We start from the raw sequence: 22777 nt of genomic DNA, 5'->3' as shown, positions 1-22777 counted from the left end.
GTCGTGACGTCCACTCAGGATCTCCGCATCGCTGCGGAGCTCGCGCCGCCGCGCGCCTTCGACGCGGCCTGCCGCATGGTGGTCGACTACCTCGCCCGCGTCGTCCCGCTCGACGCCTGGGCGGTCACGCGCGTCGCGGACGGACGGCAGACGATGCTGGTCACCGCCGACTCGGCCTACGGGCTCGAGCCCGGCGTGAGCGCGGCGTGGACCGACTCGATGTGCCAGTACATGGTCGCCGGGACCACCCCGCGCATCGTCCCGGACACCCGCGCGATCCCCGACCTGGAACGCATCGCGTGCACCGCCGCGGAGCAGGGGATCGATGTCGGCACCTACGTCGGCACCCCGATCGTCACCGGCGACGGGTCCCTGTTCGGCACCGTCGTCGGCATGAACCGCGAGCCGGTGACGACGACCCTGGACGACCAGGAGCCGCTGCTCGACCTGCTCTCCAGCTTGCTGTCCTCCGTGCTCGAGGCCGACTCCGCCGCGGTCGACACCGCCCGCGCCCTCGAGCGGGCGGTCAGCGACGCCGAGACCGACCCGCTCACCGGGCTGCTCAACCGCCGCGGGTGGGAGCGCTGGCTGGCGCGGGAGGACGAGCGCTTCCGGCGGTTCGGCGACCCCGCCTCGGTGGTGATGCTCGACAGCGACGGGCTCAAGACCGTCAACGACACCGAGGGGCACGACGCCGGCGACCGGCACCTGCGGCACACCGCCGCGGTCCTGCGCTCGGCGATCCGCAGCACCGATCCGCTCGCCCGCCTCGGCGGGGACGAGTTCGCGCTCGTGGTGCAGGTGGGCACCGAGGACGCGGAAGGCCTGGTCATGCGCCTGGGCGAGGCCCTGGACACCTCAGGCGTGCCGTGCTCGATCGGCACGGCCCCGTTCACCGTCTCCGACGGCTTCCCGGGCGCCTGCGCGGCGGCCGACGCCGCGATGTACGCCGACAAGCGCGCCCGGCGCGGTGGCGACCGCGCCTGATCTCTTCCCTTTCCAACGTATAGCCGACCACGGGGCTTGCGGCAAGACCCGGGTCCCGGCGCACGATCGCCGCTCACCAGAACGGGATCGGCGCCGTCGCGCGGCGCTGTGGGGAGGCCTGTGTCCACGCCGGGGTACGACGAGGAACTGCGAGCCGAACGCGACCACGTGTCCGGGCTGTACGCCCGCCTCGACGCGGAACGCGCGCGGGTGAAGAACGAGTACGACGCGGCGCTGAAGGGCGCCGGCGAGTCGCCCATGGAGCGGGACGTCGCGGTGCGCGCCGCGGCCACCCGGATGGAGCGGCTGGACGTCGCGGACAACGGGCTGTGCTTCGGGCGGCTGGACGCGCACTCCGGCGAGCGCTCCTACATCGGCCGGATCGGTCTGCGCGACGAGGACGACGAGCCGGTGCTGCTGGACTGGCGCGCCCCGGCCTCGCGCGCCTTCTACGTCGCCACCGGCGCGCACCCGGAGGACATGCGCCGGCGTCGCCAGTTCCACACGCGCGGGCGCCGCGTCGTCGACTTCACCGACGAGGTCCTCAGCCATCCCGGCGCCGGCATCCCCGACGGCGCCGACCGGGACGCCGACGCGGCCCTGCTCGCGGCCGTGAACGCGCCGCGCGGCGAGGGCATGCGCGACATCGTCGCGACGATCCAGGCCGAGCAGGACGAGATCATCCGCCTCGACCACCCCGGCGTGCTCGTCATCGAGGGTGGCCCGGGCACCGGCAAGACCGTCGTGGCGTTGCACCGCGTCGCCTTCCTGCTCTACACGCAGCGCGAGCGGATGGAGCGACACGGCGTGCTCGTGGTCGGGCCGAACCCGGCGTTCCTGCACCACATCGGCCGCGTCCTGCCGTCGCTGGGCGAGTCCGACGTCGTGTTCATGACGACCGGCGACCTCGTGCCGGGCCTCTCGGTCACCGCCGAGGACACGCCCGAGGCCACCCGGATCAAGGGCTCGCGGGCGATGCTCGACGTGCTCGCGGCGGCGATCGCCGACCGGCAACGGCTGCCCGAGGAGCCGCTGACGATCGCGCTCGAAGACGTCACGGTGCGCATCGACGCCGAGACCGCGCAGTGGGCGCGCGAGGAGGCGCGCGCGAGCGGTCTCCCGCACAACGAGGCCCGGCCGGTGTTCGCCGAGATCGTCACCTACGTCCTCACCGAACGGGCGGTCAGCCGGATCGCCCGGGGCTGGATCACCCGGTCCGACCGCGCCGCGTGGGCGCAGCTGCGCACCGACGTGCTCGATGAGCTGGGGAAATCCGAGGCGTTCACCGCCGCGCTCGACGAGCTGTGGCCGATCCTGACCCCGGCGACGGTGCTCGGCCCGCTCTACGCCTCGCCCGACCGGCTGCGCGCGGCCGGCGCGGACCCCGCGCTGTGGCGGGCCGACGGCGACGCCTGGACGGTGCCCGACGTGCCGCTGCTCGACGAGCTGGTCGACCTGCTGGGGCGCGACAAGGCGGCGGTCGACGCCGAGGAGCACGCCGTCCGGCAGGAGCGGCAGGCCGAGTCCGAGTACGCCGCCGGCGTCATGGAGATCCTGACGCTGGACCGCGAGGAGCTGGACGAGGACGTCGGGGTGACCGTCGACGACCTCATCCACGACGCACGCCTGGCCGAGCGGTTCGAGGAGCGCGACACCCGCGAGCTCGCCGAGCGCGCCGCGGCCGACCGCGACTGGACCTACCGCCACGTCGTCGTCGACGAGGCCCAGGAGCTCTCGGAGATGGACTGGCGGGTGCTGATGCGGCGCTGCCCGAGCCGCTCGTTCACCGTGGTCGGCGACCTCGCCCAGCGCCGGTCCCCGGCCGGGGCGAGGTCCTGGGGCGCGATGCTCGAGCCCTACGTGCCCGGGCGCTGGGCGTACCGCTCGCTGACGGTCAACTACCGCACCCCGGCCGAGATCATGGCCGTCGCCGCCGCGGTGCTGGCGGAGTTCGCCCCCGACGTCCGGCCGCCGGACTCGGTGCGGGCCTCCGGTGTGCGGCCGTGGTCCCGGCAGGTCACCGAGGACGAGCTCCCGGCCGCGATCGAGGCGTTCGTGCGCGACGAGGCCGCACGCGAGGGCACGAGCGTGGTGATCGGGACCGGCGGGGTGGCGCCGTCCGCGACGAAGGGCCTCGAGTTCGACGCGGTGCTCGTCGTCGACCCCGACCGCATCCTCGCCGAGGGACCGCAGGGCGCCGCCGACCTCTACGTCGCCCTCACCCGCGCCACGCAGCGCCTCGGCGTCCTGCACCGGGGCCCGCTGCCCCTGAGGGGCCTTCGGCCCACGTGAGCGATCTGGGTCGCCGGGGCGACCCAGATCGCTCACGTGCCGGTAGGCATCACGTCGTGAGCTGGGCGGTCGCCGTCGCCGCGGCCGCGCGGATGTGCCGGATGCTCGCCTCGGCGGCGGCGTCGGCGTCACGCGCCTCGACGGCGTCGACCACCGCGCGCAGCTCCGCCGCCGCCTCGGCCGGCCGGCCCGGCGCGGAGAGCGACGTCGCGCGCAGCAGCCGCACCCGCGCCTGGAGCCCGGCCAGCGTTTGCTGGAGCGGCCCGCTCGCCGACCCCTCCATGAGCACGTCGTAGAAGCGGTCCTTCGCGCCGAGGTGGTCGCCGACCTCGCCCGTCGCGGCGCTGCGGGCGATCTCGTCGACGGCACTGCGCAGCGCGCGGACCTGGTCGTCGCCGGCCCGCTGCACGAACCGCCGGACCGCGAGCGCCTCGAGGGAGGCGCGCATCTCGTAGATGTCGGCGGCGTCGGACGGAGACAGCGACGTCACCTCGGCCCCGCGCTGCGGGACGACGGTGACCAGGCCCTCGGCGGCGAGCTGGCGGATGACCTCGCGGACCGTGGCCCGCGAGACCCCGAGGCTCTCGGTGAGCTCGCGCTCGATGAGCCGCTCCCCGGGGCGCAGGCGCAGGTCGAGGATCGCCGAGCGCACCCGGTCGGTCACCTGCTCGCGCAACGGCGCGGCGACGCGCGGCAGCGGCTCGGGGCCCCAGACCGACGACGACACGGCGCCCATCGTCGCACCAGGCCCCAGCACCACGCGTCAGCGCGACGCGGCCAGCTCGGCGAGGATCGGCGCCGCGGTCGTCGCGGCGTGGATCCCGACGACGCTGGCGATCTCGAACATCTCGAGGATCTCCGCGACGGTCGCGCCGTGGCCCAGGGCGTTGCGCAGGTGCAGCTTGAGGCCCGGCACGTAGAGGTGGGTCGCCGACGCGTCGAACGCGCAGTAGACGAGCTCCTTGACCTTCGGTTCGAGCGTGCCGGTCTGCCAGGGCACCGACGAGAAGGCGACGTAGGCCTCGAACAGGTCCGGGTCCAGCTCGAGGATCTCGTCCCAGAACGTGTGCCAGTAGCCGCGGGTCGCGGTGAACTCGGCCTTGAGCCGCTCCTGGCGCTCGTCGAGCGGCGCCGGCCCGTCGCGCAGGCCCTCCTCCACGAGCACCTCGACCAGCAGCGGCACCCCGATGTTCGCGGCGTGGATGCCGAGCGTGCTCGTCAGCTCGAGCACCTCCATGATCTCCTGCGGCGTCGCGCCCGCGTCGAGCGCCGCGGCCACATGCTGGCGCACCCCCGGCGTGTAGAGGTGGGTCGCGGCGGCGTCGACGGCGATGTACAGCAGCTCGCGCACCTTCGGCGTGAGCGCACCCGGTTCACGGCGCCACGGCACCGCGGAGAACTCGAGGTAGGCGCGCACGAACGCCGGATCGAGCTCGAGCATCCGCTCCCAGGGCTCGCCCCAGGTGCCGCGCACGCGGACGAACTCGTCCTTGATGGCCTGCTGCTCGTCGGTGAGCGTCACGGTGTCCCCTTCCGCTCCCGCAGCCAGCGGGCGATCTCGGTGTGGTCGGCGTTCGGCCCGAGCTCGGCGAGCGCCTCGTCCCAGAGCGCGACGGTCGCCGCCGCGTGCCGGGTCGGGACGCTCGTGCTCGCGGCGAGGTCGAGGGCGATGTGGATGTCCTTCACCAGCAGGCCGATGCCGAAGCCGGCCCCGTAGGTGCCGGGCAGGATGTGGTTCGGCCACTTGTTCTCGGTCGAGCCGCTGCGCCCGGACGAGCCGTTGACGACCTCGAGCATCACGGCGGGGTCGAGCCCGAACTCCTCGCCGACGAGCACCGCCTCCGAGCTCGCGACGAGGTGGGCCGCCGACATCAGGTTGTTCAGCGCCTTGAGCGCGTGCCCGGCGCCGACCGGCCCGACGTGGCGCGGGCGGCCCATGGCGGCGAGCAGCGGTTCGAGGTCCGCGACGACGTCGTCGGGGCCGCCGACCATCACGGCGAGCGTGCCCGCGCGGGCCCCGGAGACGCCGCCGGAGACCGGGGCGTCGACCAGCACGCGCCCCGTGTCGGCCAGCGAGGCCGCGAGCGCGCGGGTGCGCAGGGGCTCCGAGGAGCTCATGTCCACGATCACGCGAGCTGTGTCACCGGCAGGGTCGAGCTCCGCCACCACCGACTCGACGATCGCCGAGTTCGGCAGGCAGAGCAGTACGGCCTCGGCGCCGTCGGCGGTCCCCGACGCCGATTCGACGACCGTCGCGCCGGGCACCGCGGCGGCGAACGCCTCGCGCGCCTCGGGCGAGGCGTCGTACGCCCGGACGGTCACACCCGCGTCGACGAGGCGCGACACCATCGGCGTGCCCATGTGCCCGAGGCCCACGAAGCCGACCGTGCGGCCGGAGGGACCGCTCACGACCGCTCCCTCGCCTCGGCCAGCACCCCGTCGGCGACCCGGAACGCCTCGAGGCCGGCGGGCGCGCCGCAGTAGGCCGTGGCCTGCAGCAGCGCCTCCTGGATCTCGGTCTCGGTGACGCCGTTGGTGAGCGCGCCGCGCACGTGCACCGCGAGCTCGTGGGAGCGGCCGAGCGCGGTGAGCATGACGAGGTTGAGCAGGCTGCGGGTGCGGCGGTCGAGCCCCGGGCGATCCCACACCTCGCCCCAGCAGCAGCGGGTCACGTACTCCTGCACGGGCCGGGAGAAGTCGCTGACCTGCGCCATCGACCGCTCGACGTGGTCCTCGCCGACGACCTCCTTGCGGATGGCCAGCCCGCGCTCGAAGCGGTCGTCGGTCCCGTTCCGGCCGCTCATCGCGCTGCCCGCCCGTACTCGTCCTCGGAGACCTCGTCGAGCCAGGTCGTCGTCCCCAGGGAGACCGCGAGGTGGGTCATGATCGAGCCAGGCCCGGCGCCGTGCCAGTGGCGCTCGTCCGGCGGCACCCAGACGACGTCGCCGACCGTGAGCGGCTGCGGCGTCTCGCCGTGCGTGCTCACCCACCCCGTCCCGGCGGTGACGACGAGGACCTGGCCCCGCTCGTGGTGGTGCCAGAAGGTCCGCGCGCCGGGGGTGAACGTCACCGAGTTGATCGTGGTGCCGTCGGTGGTCGGCAGCACCGGGTCGCCCCAGACGGTGCCGGTGAAGGTGGCACTGCGTGCTTCGGTGACGACGCCGTCGGCGCGCCCGTGGACGATCTTCACGAGGTGGTCTCCTGGGTCGTGGGCTGCTGGATCCGGACACCGCCGGCGAGGTCGCCGAGGGCGTCCACGACGCGGTTGGAGATGAGGTCGCCGTAGCCGAGGTGCGCGGCCATGCCGAACGAGGCGACCGGGCCCGCGGCGTTGAGCGAGGGCACGCCGAGGCGCGCGAGCAGCTCGGTGTAGAGCGTGACGTCCTTGGTCATCAGGCGGCTGGTGAGCCCGCCCTCGAGGTAGTCGCCCTCGACGATGCGCGGGAACCGGTTGCTCGAGGCGAACGACTGCCCGCTCCCGCCATTGATGGCCGCGAGCAGCGTGCGCAGGTCCAACCCGGCGCGCTGCCCGGCCACCATGACCTCGGCGGTCGCGGCGAGCGTCACCGCGTTGAGGAAGTTGTTGAGCAGCTTCGCGGAGTGCCCGGCGCCGACCGGACCGAGGTGGTGCACGGTCGCGGCCAGCGGCGCCAGGACGGGGCGGATCGCGTCGATCGCCGCGACGTCGCCGCCCGCCATGATCGTCAGCGTGCCCTTCTCGGCCGCCGCCGCACCCCCGGAGATGCCGGCGTCGAGGTACGCGACCTCCTGCGCCGCGGCCTCCGTGGCGAGCGCCACCGTCGACTCGGGCGACGCCGTCGACAGGTCCACCACGGTCGTGCCGGGTGCCGCCCCGGTGAGCAGGTCGCGGACCACCGGCTCGACGACCGTCGAGTCCGGCAGCGAGAGCAGCACCGTCGTACAGCGCCGCGCGACCTCGGCGGGGCTCCCGACGGCCTCGGCGCCGACGTCCTCCGCGCGGCCCGCGACGGGGTCGTGGCCGACGACCTCCCACCCCGCGTCCACCAGCCGGCGCGCCATCCGCCCGCCCATGTTGCCCAGCCCGATCACGCCGACCGTGGTCATGTCCGGTGTCCCTCCACCTCGAGTCGGATCACCAGGTCGTCGATCCCGGTGCCCTGCGCCCGACCGGGGAAGCGGCGTCCCACGTCGGCGTCGTGCCCGGCCACGAGCACCCGGCCCGGGCGGTCGGTGATCTCGCGCAGCGTGTCGAAGCCCGCGTACATGGCCTCGAGGTCGGCGACCACGAAGAACGGCCGGTCCCGCGTGAGCTCGTCGTAGAAGTGCAGCGCGTCGGCGGCCAGCACGACCTCCCCGCCCTCGACTGCGACGCGGGCGATCAGCTGACCCGGCGTGTGCCCGCCGACCTCGAGCAGCCCGAACCCGTCGCCCAGCTCGCAGTAGCCGGTGAACGTCGTGACCCGGCCCTCGTCCTGGGCGCGGGCCAGCGCGGCGATCTCGCCGGCCTCGGTGGAGTGCGCGAACTGCACGCGCCCGGCGTGCGGGCCCGTCCAGAACGCGAGCTCCCGCGCGGTCACGACGATCTCGGCGGCGGGGAAGCGGTCGAGGTTGCCGATGTGGTCGTAGTGCGCGTGGCTGACCACCAGCCGGTCCACCGTCGCGGCGTCGATGCCGAGCGCGGCCAGCGCGTCGACGGGGTCGACGAGCACCTCGCGGCCGCGACGGCGCCCGACCTCGGGGTCGAACCCGCAGTCGACGACGGTGGTGCGCCCGCCGCCCCGGACGATCCAGAAGAAGTAGTCCATGCGGAACGACTCGTCGGGCTCGCCGTAGACGTGCCAGTTCAGGTACGCCTCGGTGCGGGTGGTGACGCGCGTGCCGTAGCGGACGGCCCAGACCTCGTTGGTCATCGCAGTGCTCCGCTCCGGATCTTGGCAAGCACCGGCAGCAGGTGCTCGAGGAGCCCCTCGGGGTCCTCGGACATCGGGAAGTGGCCGCGTCCCGCCATGACCACGAGCTCGCCGCCCAGCTGGTCGGCGGCCCGCCGGCTCATCTCCGTGGTGGCCGAGTAGTCGTACTCGCCGCTGAAGACGTACAGCGGGCAGGTCGCGCGCCCGAGGCCGGCGGCGATCGGGGGGAAGTCGAGCGAGTAGAAGGCCGTGTCGCCCTGGTAGACGCCGGGGCCGTTGCTCGCGTAGCCCCACAGGGTCTGCGCGCGCTGTCCCTCCGGGCTCGACGGCGCGATCAGCCCGCCGACCCAGCTGGCCAGGAAGCCGGAGTGGTCGACGTCGGCGCGATGGGTCCACTCGACGAAGCGCCCGGCACTCCCGAGGCCGCCCTCCAGCGCGCACACCCCGGCGAAGCGGTCGCCGTGCTCGGCGGCGAGGTAGAGCGCGATCGCCCCGCCCATCGAGCAGCCCAGGAGCACCGGGCGGTCGAGCTCGAGTGCGTCGGCGACCGCGAGCACCGTCGCCGCGTACGTCGCGGTGTCGAGGGTGTAGCGGCGGTGCTGCCAGTCGTCGGGCGGATCGGAGCGCCCGTGCCAGGGCATGTCGAAGGCGACGACGCGGTGGTGGTCGGTGACCCGCGGGTCCTCGAGCAGGCCCCGGAACTGGCGCGAGTCGGCGCCCGCCGTGTGCAGGCACAGCAGCGGCGGGCCCTCGCCCGCGGTCTCGACGAAGATCCTCCGACCGTCGTCCAGGTGCAGGTAGCGCCCCACGCTCGGCCCGAAGCCCAGCGGCCGTGGCGCGGGATCCGGCCGTCGCCGGATCGGCGCCCGTTCGGTGTCCCGCAGCGCGTCGAGGAACCGGTCGATCGCGGGGGCCGCCCGCGCCCACACCTCGCGCCGGCCGGTGATCCGCTCGCTGCCGCGGGTGGCCACGAGGGCCTGCGCCGACGTCGCACCGCGCGGGGGCGGGTCGGCGCAGAACTCGGCCCACTCCGCGTCGGAGACGGCGAAGCCGACGTCCCAGGTGGCGTTGATGCCCGGCGCGCCCTCGACGCGCACGGAGCCGTCGACCACCCGGACCAGGGCGCGCGTGGCCCCGATCTCGAGCAGCAGGCTCCAGTCGGGTCCGGGCGGCAGGCCCGCGAGCAGGTCGTCGGTGAGCGTCTCCGCCACCCGTGTCTCGTCGAGCCACATCGCGCCTCCCCGTCGAGGACCTGTTGACGCCGTCGGGGCGCGACTCTACGTTCCAGATTGTCTGACAGCCAGACGAAGAAGCACCTCGGTGGCGAGGAGTGGTCTCGATGACGAGTCCCGAGCAGGCCGTGAGCACGCCGGCGGAGAGCCCGGAACGTGCGGAGAAGCGGAAGTCGGCGACCCGCGGGGCGTTCTTCGCCGAGTTCGTCGACATGTTCGACATCTATCTACCGACCGTGGTGCTCACCCCGGCGCTGCTCTACTTCCAGCCCGCGCAGCTCGACCCGGGCACCACCGCGATCTTCACGTCACTGGTCTTCGTCACCACGCTGGTCGGGCGGCCCATCGGCGCCGCGGTGTTCGGGGCGCTGGCCGACCGCATCGGGCGCCGGCGCAGCACGATCATCTCGGTGACGGGCTTCGGCGTGATCACGCTGCTCATCGCCTTGGTGCCCGGCTACACGACGATCGGGATCGCGTCGTTCTGGGTGCTCATCGTGCTGCGGTTCCTCGACGGGATCTGTCTCGGCGGCGGGTACACAGGCGCGCTCCCGCTGGCCATGGAGTACTCGACGAAGAGCCGCCGCGGTCTGCTCGGCGGGATCATCCTCTCGGCGTTCCCGCTGGCCTACGTCGCGATCACGCTGGTCGGCCTCGCGTCGTTCGCGCTCTTCCCGCTGGCCGGGCCGGACTCCCCGTACGCCGTGTGGGGCTGGCGCGTCCCGTTCGTGCTCGGCGCGCTGCTCGCCTTCGTCCTCGCGGCGTACTACGTGCGCAGCGTGTCGGAATCGGAGATCTGGGAGGCCGCCGAGGCCGCGAAGTCCGAGGGCACGTCGCAGGGCGGCGCCGGCCGGCCCCTCCTCGCGGTGCTGCGCAGCTCCACGTTCCTGCAGGTCTTCGCCATGATGACCGGGTTCTGGCTGACGCAGAACCTCGTGACGCTCTTCCTGCCGACCACCGTGCTGCGCAACCTCGTCGGCCTGTCCAACAACCAGCTGACCGTGACGTTGCTGATCGCGTACGTCTGCCTGGTCGGCAGCTACATCGCGGCGGGCGTGATCGGCCAGCGCATCGGGCGACGGCGGTTCTTCATGATCGGCGGGCTGCTGATCGCCACCGTCGGCGTGGGGCTCATGGCCGTGCTCGTGAACGGTCGCGGGCTGCCGCTCGGCGTCGTGATCCTCGTCGTCTGCCTGTTCTCGATCGTCGTCACCGCACCGTGGGGCGTCGTCCTGCCCTACATCACCGAGCGGTTCCGCACCGACGTCCGCGCCTCCGGCTTCGGCCTCGGGTTCAGCGTGTCGGTCGTGATCCCGTCCTTCTACGCCTTCTTCCTCGAGGGCCTCGGCGGGCTCATGCCGTACGCGACGGCCGTGCTCGTCCTGCTCGCCTTCGGCGGCCTGCTCGGGGCCGCCGGCGCGGCCGCGGGCCCCGAGACGAAGGACGTCGACTTCGAGTGAGGGGCCTGCGGCCCACGTGAGGGATTTGGGTCGCCCCGACGACCCAGAGCACTCACGTGGGCGCAGCCCCTCACCGGTAGGCGCCGGCCTTGATGTCCTCGAGCAGGCCGGGGCCCGTGGGCGTCCAGTCGAGGGCCCTGCGGGTGTGGTCGCACGACGCGGCCATGTCCATCGCGAAGAACATGCCGATGAAGCCGAAGTGCTCGACGGCGTCCTCGGGCGCCACGGAGGTGACGGGGACGCCCAGCGCGTCGCCGATCGCCTGCGCGATCTCTCGACTGGGGATCGCCTCCTCGGCGACCGCGTGCAGCCGCGCCCCGGCCGGGGCCTGCTCGAGCCCGAGCCGGACGAGCCGGGCGGCGTCGGAGACGTGCACCGCCGACCAGCGCGTCGAGCCGTCCCCGACGTAGGCGGACACCCCCTGACGCCGGGCGGCGGTGGTGATGAGGGCGATGAAGCCGTGGTCGCCGTCGCCGTGGGTGGTGGGCGCGAAGCGGACGCTGACGGCGCGGACGCCGCGATCGACGTAGGCGAACGCCAGGTTCTCCGCGCCGCCGCGCGGCGAGTCCGGACCGATCGCGGGCGACGGATCCGCCTCCGTCCCGGGTCGCCCGGCTGCGAGCCCGGCCACCCCGCTGGCCAGCACGAGCGGCCGGCCGGTGCCGACGAGCGCCTCGCCCAGGGTCTCGACCGCGACGCGCTCGGCCCGGTTCGACTCCGCCGGGTCCGCCCAGTCGTGCTTGTTCGCGAGGTGCACGACCCCCTCGGCGTCGGCGGCCCCGCGCCGCAGCGCCTCGAGGTCGTCGAGGTCCCCGCGCAGGACCGTCACGCCCTTGGCCTCCAGCGCGGCGGCCGAGGCGTCGGAGCGGGCGAGCCCGACGACCTCGTGTCCCGCGCCGAGCAGCTCGTCGACGGTGGCGGAGCCGATCCAACCGCTGGCTCCGGTGACGAATACACGCATGATGCGTGGCCTCCTCTGCCCTCACGGGCGACCATGTCAGGTACTGACATCACTGTAGACCCTGATGTCAGCGACTGCCATCAGTACGCTGGGCCCATGGTCCGCTGGAAGCCCGGGGCGCGCGAGCGGCTGCAGGCCGCCGCCCTCGAGCGGTTCGGCGCGCAGGGCTTCGACGGCACGACGGTCGCGGAGATCGCCGCCACCGCGGGGCTCACCGAGCGGACGTTCTTCCGGCACTTCGCCGACAAGCGCGAGGTGCTCTTCTCCGGCCAGGACGAGTTCGAACGGCTGTTCCTCGCGGGCATCGAGGAGGCGGCCGGCTCCGACCCCTTGGCGATCGTCGCGGCCGCGCTCGAGGGCGCGACCGCGTTCTTCCCCGACGAGCGACGCTCGTGGTCCCGCGCGCGCCAGCGCGTCATCGACGCCGACCCGGGCTTGCAGGAGCGCGAGCTCCTCAAGCTCTCCGGCCTGGCCACGGCGATGACCGACGGCCTGCGCCGCCGCGGCGTCGACCCGACGGCGGCCGCCCTGGCCGCCGAGAGCGGCGTCGCCGTCTTCCGCGTGGGCTTCGCGACGTGGATCGCCGAGGGCGAGGAGCGCCCGCTCGCCGAGATCCTGCGGGCGGTGCTGACGCAGCTCCGGTCGCTGGTCACCGCGCCCCAGGTCTGAACGCTAGGCGCGCCGCTGCTCCTCGGCGAGGAAGTGGGCGGCGTCGGCGGTGGCGGGGTAGAGCGCGCGGTAGTGCTCGTGGAAGGCGTCGTAGCGGGCGGTGCGCTCGGGGTCGGGCGTCACGGTGGCCACGATCGGGTTCCAGCTCGCGAGATCGGCGTCGAGCCCGAGCGCCCGGGCGGCGAGGACGGCGTCCCCGAGCGCCGCGCCGGTCGTGTCGGCCGGGACGTGCTGCTCCTGCCCGGTCACGTCGCTGACGATCTGCGTCCAGAGCCCGCCGCGGGTCCCGCCGCCGACGGCGACCAGGCGCGGGTCCGGTCCACCGGCCTCGCGGAGGGCCTCGAGGTTGTGCCGCACCCCGTGCGCGATGCCCTCGAGCACGGCGCGGTACAGCTCGGCGCGGCCGTGGCCCGTCGTCAGCCCGAGCACCAGGCCGCGGGCGTCGGGGTCGAGGATCGGGGTGCGCTCGCCGGCGAAGTAGGGCAGCAGGAGCAGCCCGCGGGCTCCCGGCGGGACGTCGGCGGCCTCGTCGGTCAAGGTCGCGTAGTCGGCGCCGACGAGGTCACGCAGCCAGGCCGTGATCGCGCCGGAGGTGGCCATCCCGGCCGCGGTGGTGAACGAGCCGGGCGCGACGCCGCGGGTCGCCCACAGCGCCGGGTGCCGCACCGGCGCGTCCGCGACCTGCACCAGGAACATCGTCGTGCCATACATGACCATCGTGTCGCCGGCGCTCTCCACGCCGACGCTGGCCGCCTCGGCCCAGGCGTCGATCGTGCCGGTGACCACCGGTGTCCCGGCCCGCAGCCCGGTCTGCGCCGCCGCGTGCTCGGTGACGACCCCCGCGACCTCCCCCGGCCACTGCAACCGGGGCAGGGCGAGGCCGGGGGCGACGAGCTCGGCCAGGTCGGGGGCCCAGTCGGCGGCCTCGAGGTCGTACATCGGGTCGCACTGACTCGCCGAGTGGTGGTCGAGGACGTACTCGCCGGTCAGGCGGTGCACGAGGTACGAGCTCGCCATGAAGAAGTACCGCGTCGCGTCCCAGACCCCGGGCTCGTGACGCTGCAGCCACCGCCACTTGGGCCCGACCGCCTGGCTCGACAGCGGCGTGCCGCCGCGCGCGACGATCGCCTCCGCGCCGATCTCGTCGGTGAGCTCGGCGATCTCGCGGGTCGCGCGGGTGTCGACGCCGTAGAGGATCGCGGGACGCAGCGGGCGTGCGTCGGCGTCGGCGGGCAGCAGCACCGGCCCGATGCCGCTGACGCCGACCGCCTCCGGCGTGCCGTGGGCGAGCAGCTCGCGGGTCAAGGCCGCGAAGTCGGCCCACCACACGTCCTCGGCGTCGTGCTCGACCCACCCGGGGCGCGGGAACGACGTCGCGTGCTCGACCTCCGCCCGCGCGACGACCGTGCCGTCGCCGGCGTCGACGAGGACGCCCTTGGACGACGACGTCCCGATGTCGATCCCGAGGACGAACGTCACGGTGCGCGACACTAGAGACCCGGTCCGCCTGCCTTCCAGGAAATGCTTCGGAAACCGAAGCGTCCTCCCGAGGTCAGTCGAGCCCTCACCCCGCCAGCCACTGCACCCACGTGCCGTGCCCGTCGACCCAGGCCAACGGGCGGTGCCCGTCGCGCGTCAGCAGGAACGGGACTGGGCCGGGCGGGGGTACGGGCAGGTCGGACGGGGGCGGCTGCGGGAGATCGGCGAGGACGGAGGCCGACTCGTTGGCGAGCCACACGGCATCGAGCTCGCCGGCGGCCCGGGCGAACGCCGCGCGCCGGTCCGGGGGCAGGTAGGTCAGGACGGCGGAGTGGTGGACCACGAGCGTGGCCTCGCGCGGCGCCTGCTCGGCGAGCGCGTGGAGCTCCTCGACGAGATCGCCACGCACGATCCGCGGCGGGTCCTCGCGAGCGACCGCGGCCGCTGCCTCGAGCCGATCGACGCGCTCCGGCTCGCCCGGCCACACGAGGCACGCGAGCCAGTGCAGGTCGTCCGGATCGGCGACGTCGAGCGGGTTCAGGTCGATCCCTGCGCGCCAGACGACGGTCGGCTTCTCGTCGGGCAGCGGCGCCGGACCCCGGACGTCGCAGGTCAGCACCGGTGTGCCCGGGAGTCGGACGTCCTCGCCGTCGGCGCACCGGTAGTGGTAGCCGTAGCGGTCGGGATACAGGCACAGCCCGGCGCTCGCGCCGACCTCGAGCAGGGCCAGCGGACCCTCGAGCGCGGCCAGCGCCGGGAGCAGCGTGGCGCACCGCGCGGGCTCGTTGGTCTGCGTGCGCCGTGCGAGCATCGTCGCGACGACCTCGTCCCGGCGCTCCAACACGACCTCCCGGAAGGCCGCCTGGTCCGGCTGGACGCCGGCCAGGAAGCGGACGGTCGCGAGCAGAAGGTTGGGCTGGCGCTTCTCGGGCGGAAGCTCCATGAGGAGGGCCACCACCTCCGCGTCGTCCGCGACGCCGCGGGCGAGCTCCTCGTAGAGCGGGCTGCGACCCCGCGCCTGGGCGACAGCGAAGCGCCGGTAGTTCTCGGCGACCCCGAGCTCCGGCTCGTTCCCGATCACGAGGCGCTCCGCGCACGTGAGTGTTCCGGGTTGCCCTGACGACCCAGAACACTCACGTGGCCGTCGGCCATCACCACGCCAGCGGCAGGCGGTGCAGGCCGTAGATCAGGGTGCGGTGGCGGAACTCGGGCTCGCCGGCCAGGCGCAGCCCCGGGAAGCGCTGCAACAGGGCCGGGAACGCCACGCGCATCTCGATCCGCGCCAGCGGGGCGCCCAGGCAGTGGTGGATGCCGTGGCCGAAGGCGAGGTGCGGGGACGGCGGGCGGGAGATGTCGAGCTCCTCGGCGTGCTCGACGACCTCCGGGTCGTGGTTGGCCGCCACCAGCGACGCGATGACCAGCTCGCCGGCCGCCACCGGGTGCCCGCCGAGCGTCGTGTCCGCGACGACGGCGCGCGGGAAGCTCCCGTGCACCACGGTCAGCCGGCGCAGCAGCTCCTCGACCGCGCCGTCGACCGCCGAGGGGTCGTCGCGGACCCGGGCCAGCTGGTCGGGGTGCTCGAGGAGCGCGAGCGTACCCAGCGACAGCATGTTCGACGTCGTCTCGTGCCCGGCGACGAGCAGCAGGTTGCCGATGCCGATCAGCTCGTCGTCGGTGACGTCGTCGGAGTGCTCGCGGATGAGCATGCCGAGCAGGTCGTCGCCCGGGGCCTCGCGGTGCCGGGAGACGAGGCTCGACATGTAGACACGGGACTCGTCGGCCAGCCGCATCCGCTCGCTCGCCTCGATCGTGCTGTCGAGCTGGCGGGCGCTGCGCTCGGTGAACTCGCCGCGGTCCTCGTACGGGACGCCGAGCAGCTCGCAGATCACCATCGACGGCACGGGCAGGGCGAAGTCGGCGACCAGCTCCGCCGACCCCGCCTTCTCCATCGCGTCCAGGTGTTCGGTGACGATCTCCTCGACGCGCGGGACCAGGCGCTTCATCCGCTTGACGGTGAACTCGCCGGTGAGCATCCGCCGCAGCCGCGTGTGGTCCGGCGGCTCCTGCCCGAGCAGGTTGCCGGCCTGGCGACGGCGGAACTCGGCGGTGTCGCGACCGGCCGCCACCAGCGCCGGAGGCGCCGGGACGCCGTCGAGGCGGAAGCGCTCCGGGTCGCCGTGCAGCTCACGGACGTCGGCGTAGCGCGTGACCATCGTCGCCTCGTGCCCGAACGGCGTCGCGACCCGGCGGGTCTCCCCCGCGTCGCGCAGCTCCTCGACCTCGGGCAGCAGCGTGAAGCCGTCGCGCTGCGCGGCCACCTCGCCGGTCCACGCGTGGGTCGCCTGGTCGGTCATCGCGGTCCTCCCGGTGACGGTGGTGGGCCCCCGCCCTCGATGGTGCTCCCTCGAATCAGGTGCCGCCCGCGTCCTGCCCGGAACCTCCGGAATGCACCCGAACGGCGATCCCGTCGAGATAGGCGTCCACCGCGCGCTCGAGGATCCCCTCCTCGGCAAGGACGTCCTCGCTCTCGAAGCCGCCCTCGTACCAGAGGCGCGTCATCGAGGGGTACCGCTCCTCCTCGAAGTACCGCTCCCAGAACACCGCGTTGATCGACGACCAGTACTCGGCGAACCCGACGCCGGTGCGCCGGACCTGGTCCTGCTCGCTGGTCGAGTCGCGCGCGAGGCCGGTGACCAGCGAGCGCAGTGCGATCGCGGCGTTGACCGTCTCGGCCGGGGCGAGGCCGATGTCGAGGAACGGGGCGAAGAACGCGTCCTCCATGCCGAGAACGTGCGGCCCCATCGGCAGGCGGCTCCCGTGGTGGAGGATCCACGGGTGGCGGGCGTAGAGCTCCCACAGCGCCCGGGCCTGGCGGGCCGCGGCGTCGCGCCAGGGCTCGCCGGTGTGGGGGTACAGGTCGCCCGTGATCTCGGCGAAGGCCGCGTCGATCATCAGGGCGACGAGCCCCTCCCGGCTCTCGACGTGCGTGTAGAGCGCCATCACCCCGACGCCGAGGTCGGCCGCGACCGCGCGCATCGAGAGCTCCTCGAGCCCGGCGGCGTCGGCCCGGGCGAGCGCGGCCGCGACGACCTGCTCGCGCGTCGTCCGCGCCGGCCGACCCCGTCCCGTCGCGGGACCCCGTCCCCAGAGCAGGTCGAGGTGGTGCTCGTCGCCCATCCGCACTCCCTTGCCTTTCCGGACAGCGTCCGCTTAACCTAGCGCAGGCACTTTCCAGACGTTGTACCGAAAGGATCGCGATGATCCGCACCAAAGACCTGCGGCGCACCTTCCGACGGCGCGGCGCGGTGGTCGAGGCGGTCCGCGGCATCTCCCTGCGGGTCGAGCCGGGCGAGCTCGTGGCCGTCCTCGGCCCGAACGGCGCCGGCAAGTCGACGCTGCTCCGGATGCTGACGACGCTGCTCGGCCCGACGTCGGGCACCGCGGAGGTCGCGGGCATCGACGTCGTCGCCGACCCCACCGGGGTGCGGCGACGGATCGGCTACGTCGGCCAGGGCAACGCCGGCGGCCACAACCACCGCGTGCTCGACGAGCTGATCACGCAGGGCTCCTTCTACGGGCAGACGCGCGCCACGGCCCGCCGACGGGCCGGCACGCTGATGGAGGCCCTCGAGCTGCAGGGGCTCGAACGCCGCACCGTCGCGTCGCTCTCCGGCGGGCAGAAGCGGCGCATGGACGTCGCGATCGGCCTGATGCACCGGCCCGGGCTGCTCTTCCTCGACGAGCCCACCACCGGCATGGACCCGCAGGCCCGCGCCAACCTCTGGGAGCACATCACCCGCCTGCGGGCGGAGCACGACACCACCGTCGTCCTCACCACCCACTACCTCGACGAGGCCGACGCCATGGCCGAGCGGATCGTCGTCGTCGACCACGGCGAGGTCATCGCCGACGCCGGCAGCGCCGAGCTGCGCACACGCCACGCCGAGGACCGCCTGGTGCTGCACGTCGACGACCCCGCGACGGTCGCGGGCCTGGTCGAGGGCTCGCGGGCGCTCGCCGACCGCGTGGAGCTCCGCCTCACCGGCGGAGCCCGGGTGCTGCCCGGCCTGCTCGCCCGCCTCGACCGGGCCGGCGTCACCGTGCACTCCGCGCACCTGCACGAGGCCAGCCTCGACGACGTCTTCCTGGCCCTGACCGGCCGGAGCCTGCGCGAGGAAGGAGCCGCGGCATGAGCGTCGATGTCGCCTCGCCCCCGGACCTCGTCGCACCCCGGGCGGGCTTCGTCCACGACACCGCCGCCGTGTTCGTGCGCGAGTTCGCGCTCGTCCTGCGCGACCCGTTCTCGCTGATCTTCTCGCTGCTCCAGCCCCTGGTCTTCCTCGGGCTGTTCGCCCCGCTGCTGGCCGGATCACTGTCGGCCGACCAGCTCGGCGGCGAGTCGCCGCTGACGTGGTTCCTGCCCGGGGTCGTCGTGATGATCGCCCTGTTCGGCACCGGGAGCACCGGCGCCAACCTGCTCTTCGAGCTCATGACCGGCAGCTACGAGCGGGTGCTCGCCACCCCGATCTCGCGGGCGTCGATCCTCGTCGGGCGGGCGCTCAAGGAGCTCGCCCCGCTCGTCGTCCAGGCCGTGATCATCACGCTGGCGGCCGTCCCGTTCGGCGTGACGTTCTCGCCCGTCGGCGTGCTCGTCGGCCTGGCGATCCTCGGGGTGTTCGGCGTCGGGCTCGGGGCGCTGTCCTACGCGCTCGCGCTGGCCTCGAAGAACCGCGAGTGGCTGTTCTGGGGCGTCCAGCAGACGCTGATCTTCCCGCTGCTGATCCTCTCCGGGATGATGCTGCCGCTCGAGTCCGGGCCGGCCTGGATGCAGACGGCGGCGACGGTGAACCCGCTGACCTACGTCGTGGACGCGGAGCGGGCGGCGTTCACCGGGGCGCTCGGCGACCCGTCGATCCTGTACGGCGCGATCGCCGCGGCGCTGACCTGCGCCGTCGGGCTCGTCGTCGGCATCCGGTCGGTGCTCCGGAGCGCGGGCTAACTCAACGGACGGGCGTTCTCCGCGAACCCGGCCCACGGGTCGGTCTTGCGGGCGAGGCGGCGTGGGATCGAGCGGACGTCGTGCTGGTCGGGCGTGACGCGGGCCAGCTCGTCCCAGTCCAGCGGCGTCGCGGTCGGCCCGCCCGGACGGGCCCGCGGGGAGTAGGGCATCACCGCGGTCTGGCCGTAGGCGTTGCGGCCGATGTCGAGGAAGGTCCGGCCGCCGCGGGCGTCCTTGCGCACCTCCGTCGTGAGCTCGTCGGGGTCGTCGGCGGCCACCGCCTCGGCGATCTCGATCGCGGCCTCCCGGACGGCCTCCTGGTCCGCGGAGCCGTCGAGCGGCGCGACGACGTGGTAGCCGCGGCTGCCGGTGCTCTGCAGGAAGGCGACGAGGCCACGGCCCTCGACGGCGTCCCGCACCGCCCGCGCCACGTCCCGGATGCCGGCGAGGTCCTGGCGCTCGCCGGGGTCGATGTCGACGACCAGCCGGTCCGGACGCTCCAGCGCGCCCGCGACGACGTTCCAGCCGTGCAGCGTGACGGTGCCGAACTGGACGAGCCGGATGAGGTCGGCGGTCTCCTCGACCTCGGGGTGGTGCACGACGTCGTCCGCGTCCTTCTTGCGCTCGCGGCGCGGGGTGTCGACGGTGTGCAGGCCCTTCGGCGCGCGCTTCCCGGCGTCCTGCTGGACGAACCCGCCGGCGTTCAGGCCGTCGGGAAAGCGCTGCAGGGTCAGGGGCCGGCCCGTCAGGTGCTTCAGGACCGTCGTCGCCACCGAGTCCCAGTACTGGGCGAGATCGGCCTTCGTGACGTCCTCGCCGCCCTCGCGGGCGGGCAGGAGCACCTTGTCCGGGTGCGTGACGTCGATGCCGGCGACGGTCGTCATGTCCCGGCGTTTGCCTCAAGGGGCCCGTCGACAAACCTGCCGGTCGTGGACCGCGTCCGGCTCTCGAAGCGCCTGTCCCGCGCCCTGCGTCACGACCCGGGGCGCGTGGGGCTGACGCTCGACGCGCAGGGGTGGGTGTCGCTCGACGCGCTGTGCACCGCGTTGCGGGTGTCCCGCGCCGACGTCGAGGACGTGGTGGCGCACGGGTCGAAGGCGCGCTTCGAGCTGGCCGACGGACGTATCAGGGCCCGCTACGGGCACTCGCTGCCCGGCCGCGTCGCCCTGCCGCCGGCCGACCCGCCCGACGAGCTGTTCCACGGGACGTCGTCGCCCGTGGTCGACGCGATCCTGCGCGACGGCCTGCTCCCCGGCGGCCGCCAGTACGTCCACCTGTCGCCGGACCCCGACACCGCGCTCACGGTCGGCGCCCGCCACGGGCGGCCGGTCGTGCTGGCCGTGGACGCCCGCGCCGCCGCCGCGGACGGCGTCGTCTTCCGCCGCGGCAACGACGACACCTGGCTGACCGACGCGCTCGACCCCCGCTACCTGCGGCGGGCGTGAGCCAGGACGAGGTCGGCGAGCTGTCGCGGGCGGACGTCGGTGTCGTCGAGGTCCTCGAGCCGGTGCCACCCGGCGGCGAGGTGCGGCTCCTGGCTGACCGGGTCGGCGGCGTCGATCCGGACCGCAAAGACGTGGTTGGTCTCGTGGTGCCGGTCCCAGCGGTTCTCCAGCTCGCCCCAGCGCTCGGTGATCGCGGCGCCGACGTCGAGCTCCTCGCGCAGCTCGCGCACCACCGCGTCCTCGGGCGTCTCCCCCGCCTCGACGTGCCCGCCGGGGAAGAACCAGTAGCCGGCGGCCCGCTCCTGCATGAGCAGCACCGCGCCGTCGCGCACCACCACGGCCCGGGCGATGAGCTCGGGGTCGGTCACGGAGCTCCTTCGGTCACGAGAAGGTCACAGCGCCACCGAACGGCACCGGCGCCGTCGGGGACCGGCCTAGCTTCCGCGCCGTGAGCGAGCAGGGTCGGACGTGGGTCATGGTCCTCGCCCTGGTGGTGCTCATGCCGATCGTGGCTCTGGCGATCTCCGCAGGCTCGCCCCAGCTCGCCGAGACGGTTTCGATCACCTCGGGGACGGGCCTCGTCGCCGCGGTGCTCCTGGTCGCGATCGTCGTGGTCGTGTCGCGGGTGCGGGGCCTGACGCGGGTGCTCGGGGTGGAGCTCGGCATCGCGCTGCACCGCGGGCTCGGCGTGGCCGTCGTCGGGATCACCATCACGCACGTCGTGTCCGCCGTCGTGCACTCGCATCATGGCCTGGGGATCCTCAACCTGTTCGCGGTCGGTCCGCCGATCAAGGTCGGGATCACCGCGGTGGTCCTCATGACCGTCCTCGTGACGCTGCGGCCCCGCGCCACGTCCCGTCGCTACGGGCTGTCCTCCCGGGTCCACGCGGCGCTCGGGGTCAGCACGGTGCTGCTCGTCGTCGCCCACGTGGTGCTGTTCGGGCACCTGCCGGCGAACCCGCTGGTGGGGGTCACCCTCGGCGCGCTCGGCGTCGTGCTGGTCGGCGTCGTCGTGCGGCGTTGGATCGCCGTGCCGCTGTTCGACCGCGGCCTGCACGTCGTGTCCGCGGTGCGCCCGGAGTCGTCGGACACCTCGACCGTGGTGCTCACCCCGGCGCGACGCGCGCTCGACCCCGCGCCCGAGCCGGGGCAGTTCGTGTGGCTGCGGCTGCGGCGTCTGCCCCTCGCCGAGGAGCACCCGTTCACGATCGCGGCCTCGACGCGGGCGGGTCGGCTCGAGCTGACCGTCCGCGACCGCGGGCCCTTCAGCAGCGGTCTCCAGGCCCTCGAGGTCGGGCGGCACGTGTGGGTCGACGGCCCGCACGGCGCCTTCGTGCCGATCGCCGCCACCGACATCAGCGGCGGTGGCCTCGTGCTCATCGCCGGCGGGGTCGGCATCACGCCGATCATGAGCATCCTGCGCGCCCACGCCGCGGCGGCCGATCCCCGCGCCCACGCCCTCCTGCTCGCCGAGCGCGAGAACGAGGCGCTCTTCGCCACCGAGATCCTCGCGCTCTCCCGGCGTCTCGACCTGTCGGTCCTGCGCACCGGCGGCCACCGCCTCGATCCCGGCATGCTGCGCGCCGTGCTGCCGACGGGCGTCCCCGAGAGCCACCGGTACTTCGTCTGCGGGCCGCCCCCGCTCGTCGGCGCGGCGCTCGACGGCCTCGGCAGCCTCGGCGTCCCCGCCCGCGCCATCACCACCGAGCGCTTCGGCTGATCTTCCGCGGTGACGTCAGGAGCCGGCGAGCGCGCCGAGCTGTCCGAGGATCGTCATGTTGTCCCAGGTCACCCACAGCTCAGCGAGCTTGTCGCCCTGCACGCGAAAGACGCCGCCGAAGCTGAACCGGACCTTGCGCCCCGACGCCGGCAACGGGCCGAACGGACCTGTCTGCGTGCCCTCGTAGGTCGCCCAGATCCCGGCCCGGTCGCCCTCTACGACGACCTGCTCAAACGTCTGGACGTTGTCCTGGAACCCCGCGGTGTTCGCCCGCAGGAACTCCTTGAAGTCCTCGAGGCTGCGGACGTCGAAGTCCGGGGTCGCCTCGCAGTGCCGGACGAAGTCGGTCGCGACGATGTCGTCGAGCGCCTTGAGCTCGCGCGAATTCATCGCGTCCTCGAGCCGCTGGACAAGGTCACGGACCTGTGCGGCATCGGTCATGGCGGCGTCCCCCTCGAGGCGGGCGACGGTGTCCCGAGCGGCGCGAGTTCGCGCCTCTCCCACCAGAACGCCTGCGGACCGAGTCTCTCGACCTGCGCGAGATCGAGACAAGGACGGCCGTGCGTCTGTTCGGGTGGCGGTCCGGAGGGCGTTCACAGGACGAGATGGGGCGCGGGCAGTCAGTGAGGATCCGGCTCCGT

24 protein-coding genes are annotated in these 22777 nt (G+C 73.9%); 8 read left to right on the top strand and 16 right to left on the bottom strand.

From position 1 onward, the window contains the following. Positions 1 to 3: 3 nt before the first annotated feature. Positions 4 to 987 carry a GGDEF domain-containing protein gene (locus OG774_RS21450; RefSeq protein ID WP_442873899.1) on the top strand — a complete coding sequence of 328 codons (984 nt, stop codon included), beginning with the start codon at positions 4 to 6 and terminating at the stop codon, positions 985 to 987. Between the two features lie 120 nt (positions 988 to 1107). Beyond that, on the top strand, positions 1108 to 3279 hold the full coding sequence (helR, locus tag OG774_RS21445) for an RNA polymerase recycling motor ATPase HelR (RefSeq protein WP_328304163.1): 2172 nt from the start codon (positions 1108 to 1110) through the stop codon (positions 3277 to 3279). Positions 3280 to 3328: 49 nt separating this feature from the next. Here helR and OG774_RS21440 read toward each other — a convergent pair whose 3' ends face one another. From OG774_RS21440 to OG774_RS21405, 8 genes are read right to left on the bottom strand one after another with little or no spacing between them, the layout of a single operon-like run. Beyond that, on the bottom strand, positions 3329 to 4015 hold the full coding sequence (locus OG774_RS21440) for a GntR family transcriptional regulator (protein ID WP_274196363.1): 687 nt from the start codon (positions 4013 to 4015) through the stop codon (positions 3329 to 3331). Positions 4016 to 4042: 27 nt separating this feature from the next. Beyond that, positions 4043 to 4801 (bottom strand): carboxymuconolactone decarboxylase family protein, encoded by a 759-nt coding sequence (locus tag OG774_RS21435; RefSeq protein ID WP_328304160.1) that lies wholly within the window; start codon positions 4799 to 4801, stop codon positions 4043 to 4045. Continuing rightward, on the bottom strand, positions 4798 to 5688 hold the full coding sequence (locus OG774_RS21430; RefSeq protein ID WP_328304158.1) for an NAD(P)-dependent oxidoreductase: 891 nt from the start codon (positions 5686 to 5688) through the stop codon (positions 4798 to 4800). The genes OG774_RS21435 and OG774_RS21430 overlap by 4 nt, the downstream gene beginning before the upstream one ends. After that, positions 5685 to 6083: a carboxymuconolactone decarboxylase family protein gene (locus OG774_RS21425; RefSeq protein WP_328304156.1), complete on the bottom strand. Its 399-nt coding sequence runs from the start codon at positions 6081 to 6083 to the stop codon at positions 5685 to 5687. The genes OG774_RS21430 and OG774_RS21425 overlap by 4 nt, the downstream gene beginning before the upstream one ends. Beyond that, complete coding sequence (locus tag OG774_RS21420) at positions 6080 to 6469, bottom strand: cupin domain-containing protein (protein ID WP_328304154.1); 390 nt, start codon at positions 6467 to 6469, stop codon at positions 6080 to 6082. Before OG774_RS21420 ends, OG774_RS21425 begins: the two co-directional genes overlap by 4 nt. Then, positions 6466 to 7365 carry an NAD(P)-dependent oxidoreductase gene (locus OG774_RS21415; protein ID WP_328304152.1) on the bottom strand — a complete coding sequence of 300 codons (900 nt, stop codon included), beginning with the start codon at positions 7363 to 7365 and terminating at the stop codon, positions 6466 to 6468. The genes OG774_RS21420 and OG774_RS21415 overlap by 4 nt, the downstream gene beginning before the upstream one ends. Further along, positions 7362 to 8171, bottom strand: a complete 810-nt coding sequence (locus OG774_RS21410) for an N-acyl homoserine lactonase family protein (RefSeq protein ID WP_328304150.1) — start codon at positions 8169 to 8171, stop codon at positions 7362 to 7364. Before OG774_RS21410 ends, OG774_RS21415 begins: the two co-directional genes overlap by 4 nt. Continuing rightward, positions 8168 to 9403: an alpha/beta fold hydrolase gene (locus OG774_RS21405; RefSeq protein WP_328304148.1), complete on the bottom strand. Its 1236-nt coding sequence runs from the start codon at positions 9401 to 9403 to the stop codon at positions 8168 to 8170. The genes OG774_RS21410 and OG774_RS21405 overlap by 4 nt, the downstream gene beginning before the upstream one ends. Before the next feature lie 107 nt (positions 9404 to 9510). Here OG774_RS21405 and OG774_RS21400 point away from each other — a divergent pair, with 107 nt between their 5' ends. Next, positions 9511 to 10863 (top strand): MFS transporter, encoded by a 1353-nt coding sequence (locus OG774_RS21400; protein ID WP_328304146.1) that lies wholly within the window; start codon positions 9511 to 9513, stop codon positions 10861 to 10863. A 70-nt stretch (positions 10864 to 10933) separates the two neighbouring features. On the opposite strand, the gene OG774_RS21395 is transcribed toward OG774_RS21400, so the two are convergent. Then, a complete protein-coding gene (locus OG774_RS21395; protein WP_328304144.1) occupies positions 10934 to 11824 on the bottom strand; it encodes an SDR family oxidoreductase in 891 nt (296 codons plus the stop codon). A gap of 96 nt (positions 11825 to 11920) precedes the next feature. Here OG774_RS21395 and OG774_RS21390 point away from each other — a divergent pair, with 96 nt between their 5' ends. Then, positions 11921 to 12493, top strand: coding sequence for a TetR family transcriptional regulator (locus OG774_RS21390; RefSeq protein WP_328304142.1), 573 nt, complete (start codon positions 11921 to 11923; stop codon positions 12491 to 12493). Positions 12494 to 12496: 3 nt separating this feature from the next. Here OG774_RS21390 and OG774_RS21385 read toward each other — a convergent pair whose 3' ends face one another. The 4 genes from OG774_RS21385 to OG774_RS21370 form a co-directional block, all read right to left on the bottom strand. Further along, positions 12497 to 13972, bottom strand: coding sequence for an FGGY-family carbohydrate kinase (locus tag OG774_RS21385; protein ID WP_328304140.1), 1476 nt, complete (start codon positions 13970 to 13972; stop codon positions 12497 to 12499). Positions 13973 to 14057: 85 nt separating this feature from the next. After that, on the bottom strand, positions 14058 to 15053 hold the full coding sequence (locus OG774_RS21380) for a DUF2332 domain-containing protein (RefSeq protein ID WP_328304138.1): 996 nt from the start codon (positions 15051 to 15053) through the stop codon (positions 14058 to 14060). Between the two features lie 70 nt (positions 15054 to 15123). After that, positions 15124 to 16326, bottom strand: a complete 1203-nt coding sequence (locus OG774_RS21375) for a cytochrome P450 (protein ID WP_328304136.1) — start codon at positions 16324 to 16326, stop codon at positions 15124 to 15126. A 55-nt stretch (positions 16327 to 16381) separates the two neighbouring features. Then, positions 16382 to 17149 carry a TetR/AcrR family transcriptional regulator gene (locus OG774_RS21370; protein ID WP_328304134.1) on the bottom strand — a complete coding sequence of 256 codons (768 nt, stop codon included), beginning with the start codon at positions 17147 to 17149 and terminating at the stop codon, positions 16382 to 16384. Positions 17150 to 17229: 80 nt separating this feature from the next. Here OG774_RS21370 and OG774_RS21365 point away from each other — a divergent pair, with 80 nt between their 5' ends. Then, complete coding sequence (locus tag OG774_RS21365) at positions 17230 to 18165, top strand: ABC transporter ATP-binding protein (protein ID WP_328304132.1); 936 nt, start codon at positions 17230 to 17232, stop codon at positions 18163 to 18165. Then, on the top strand, positions 18162 to 18971 hold the full coding sequence (locus tag OG774_RS21360; protein ID WP_328304130.1) for an ABC transporter permease: 810 nt from the start codon (positions 18162 to 18164) through the stop codon (positions 18969 to 18971). Before OG774_RS21365 ends, OG774_RS21360 begins: the two co-directional genes overlap by 4 nt. On the opposite strand, the gene OG774_RS21355 is transcribed toward OG774_RS21360, so the two are convergent. Then, positions 18968 to 19855 (bottom strand): DNA polymerase domain-containing protein, encoded by an 888-nt coding sequence (locus OG774_RS21355; protein ID WP_328304129.1) that lies wholly within the window; start codon positions 19853 to 19855, stop codon positions 18968 to 18970. The two genes, OG774_RS21360 and OG774_RS21355, sit on opposite strands and share 4 nt — an antisense overlap. Positions 19856 to 19900: 45 nt before the next feature. On the opposite strand from OG774_RS21355, the gene OG774_RS21350 reads away from it, so the two are divergent. Further along, complete coding sequence (locus OG774_RS21350; protein WP_328304128.1) at positions 19901 to 20416, top strand: RNA 2'-phosphotransferase; 516 nt, start codon at positions 19901 to 19903, stop codon at positions 20414 to 20416. Here OG774_RS21350 and OG774_RS21345 read toward each other — a convergent pair. Then, the gene (locus OG774_RS21345) at positions 20398 to 20784 is read right to left on the bottom strand and encodes an NUDIX domain-containing protein (protein ID WP_328304126.1); all 387 of its coding nucleotides are present in this window, start codon (positions 20782 to 20784) and stop codon (positions 20398 to 20400) included. The two genes, OG774_RS21350 and OG774_RS21345, sit on opposite strands and share 19 nt — an antisense overlap. A gap of 80 nt (positions 20785 to 20864) precedes the next feature. Between OG774_RS21345 and OG774_RS21340 the strand changes: the two genes are divergently transcribed. Next, positions 20865 to 22136 carry an integrase gene (locus OG774_RS21340; RefSeq protein ID WP_328304124.1) on the top strand — a complete coding sequence of 424 codons (1272 nt, stop codon included), beginning with the start codon at positions 20865 to 20867 and terminating at the stop codon, positions 22134 to 22136. Between the two features lie 15 nt (positions 22137 to 22151). On the opposite strand, the gene OG774_RS21335 is transcribed toward OG774_RS21340, so the two are convergent. Beyond that, entirely contained in the window at positions 22152 to 22577 is a 426-nt protein-coding gene (locus OG774_RS21335; protein ID WP_328304122.1) for an ester cyclase, read from the bottom strand. Between the last annotated feature and the right edge of the window lie 200 nt (positions 22578 to 22777).

Source organism: Actinomycetospora sp. NBC_00405 (genome assembly GCF_036044095.1).
Classification (GTDB): Bacteria; Actinomycetota; Actinomycetes; order Mycobacteriales; family Pseudonocardiaceae; genus Actinomycetospora; species Actinomycetospora callitridis.
The sequence above is the reverse complement of the archived record's forward strand: the minus strand, read 5'-3'. Positions and strand labels throughout refer to the sequence as shown.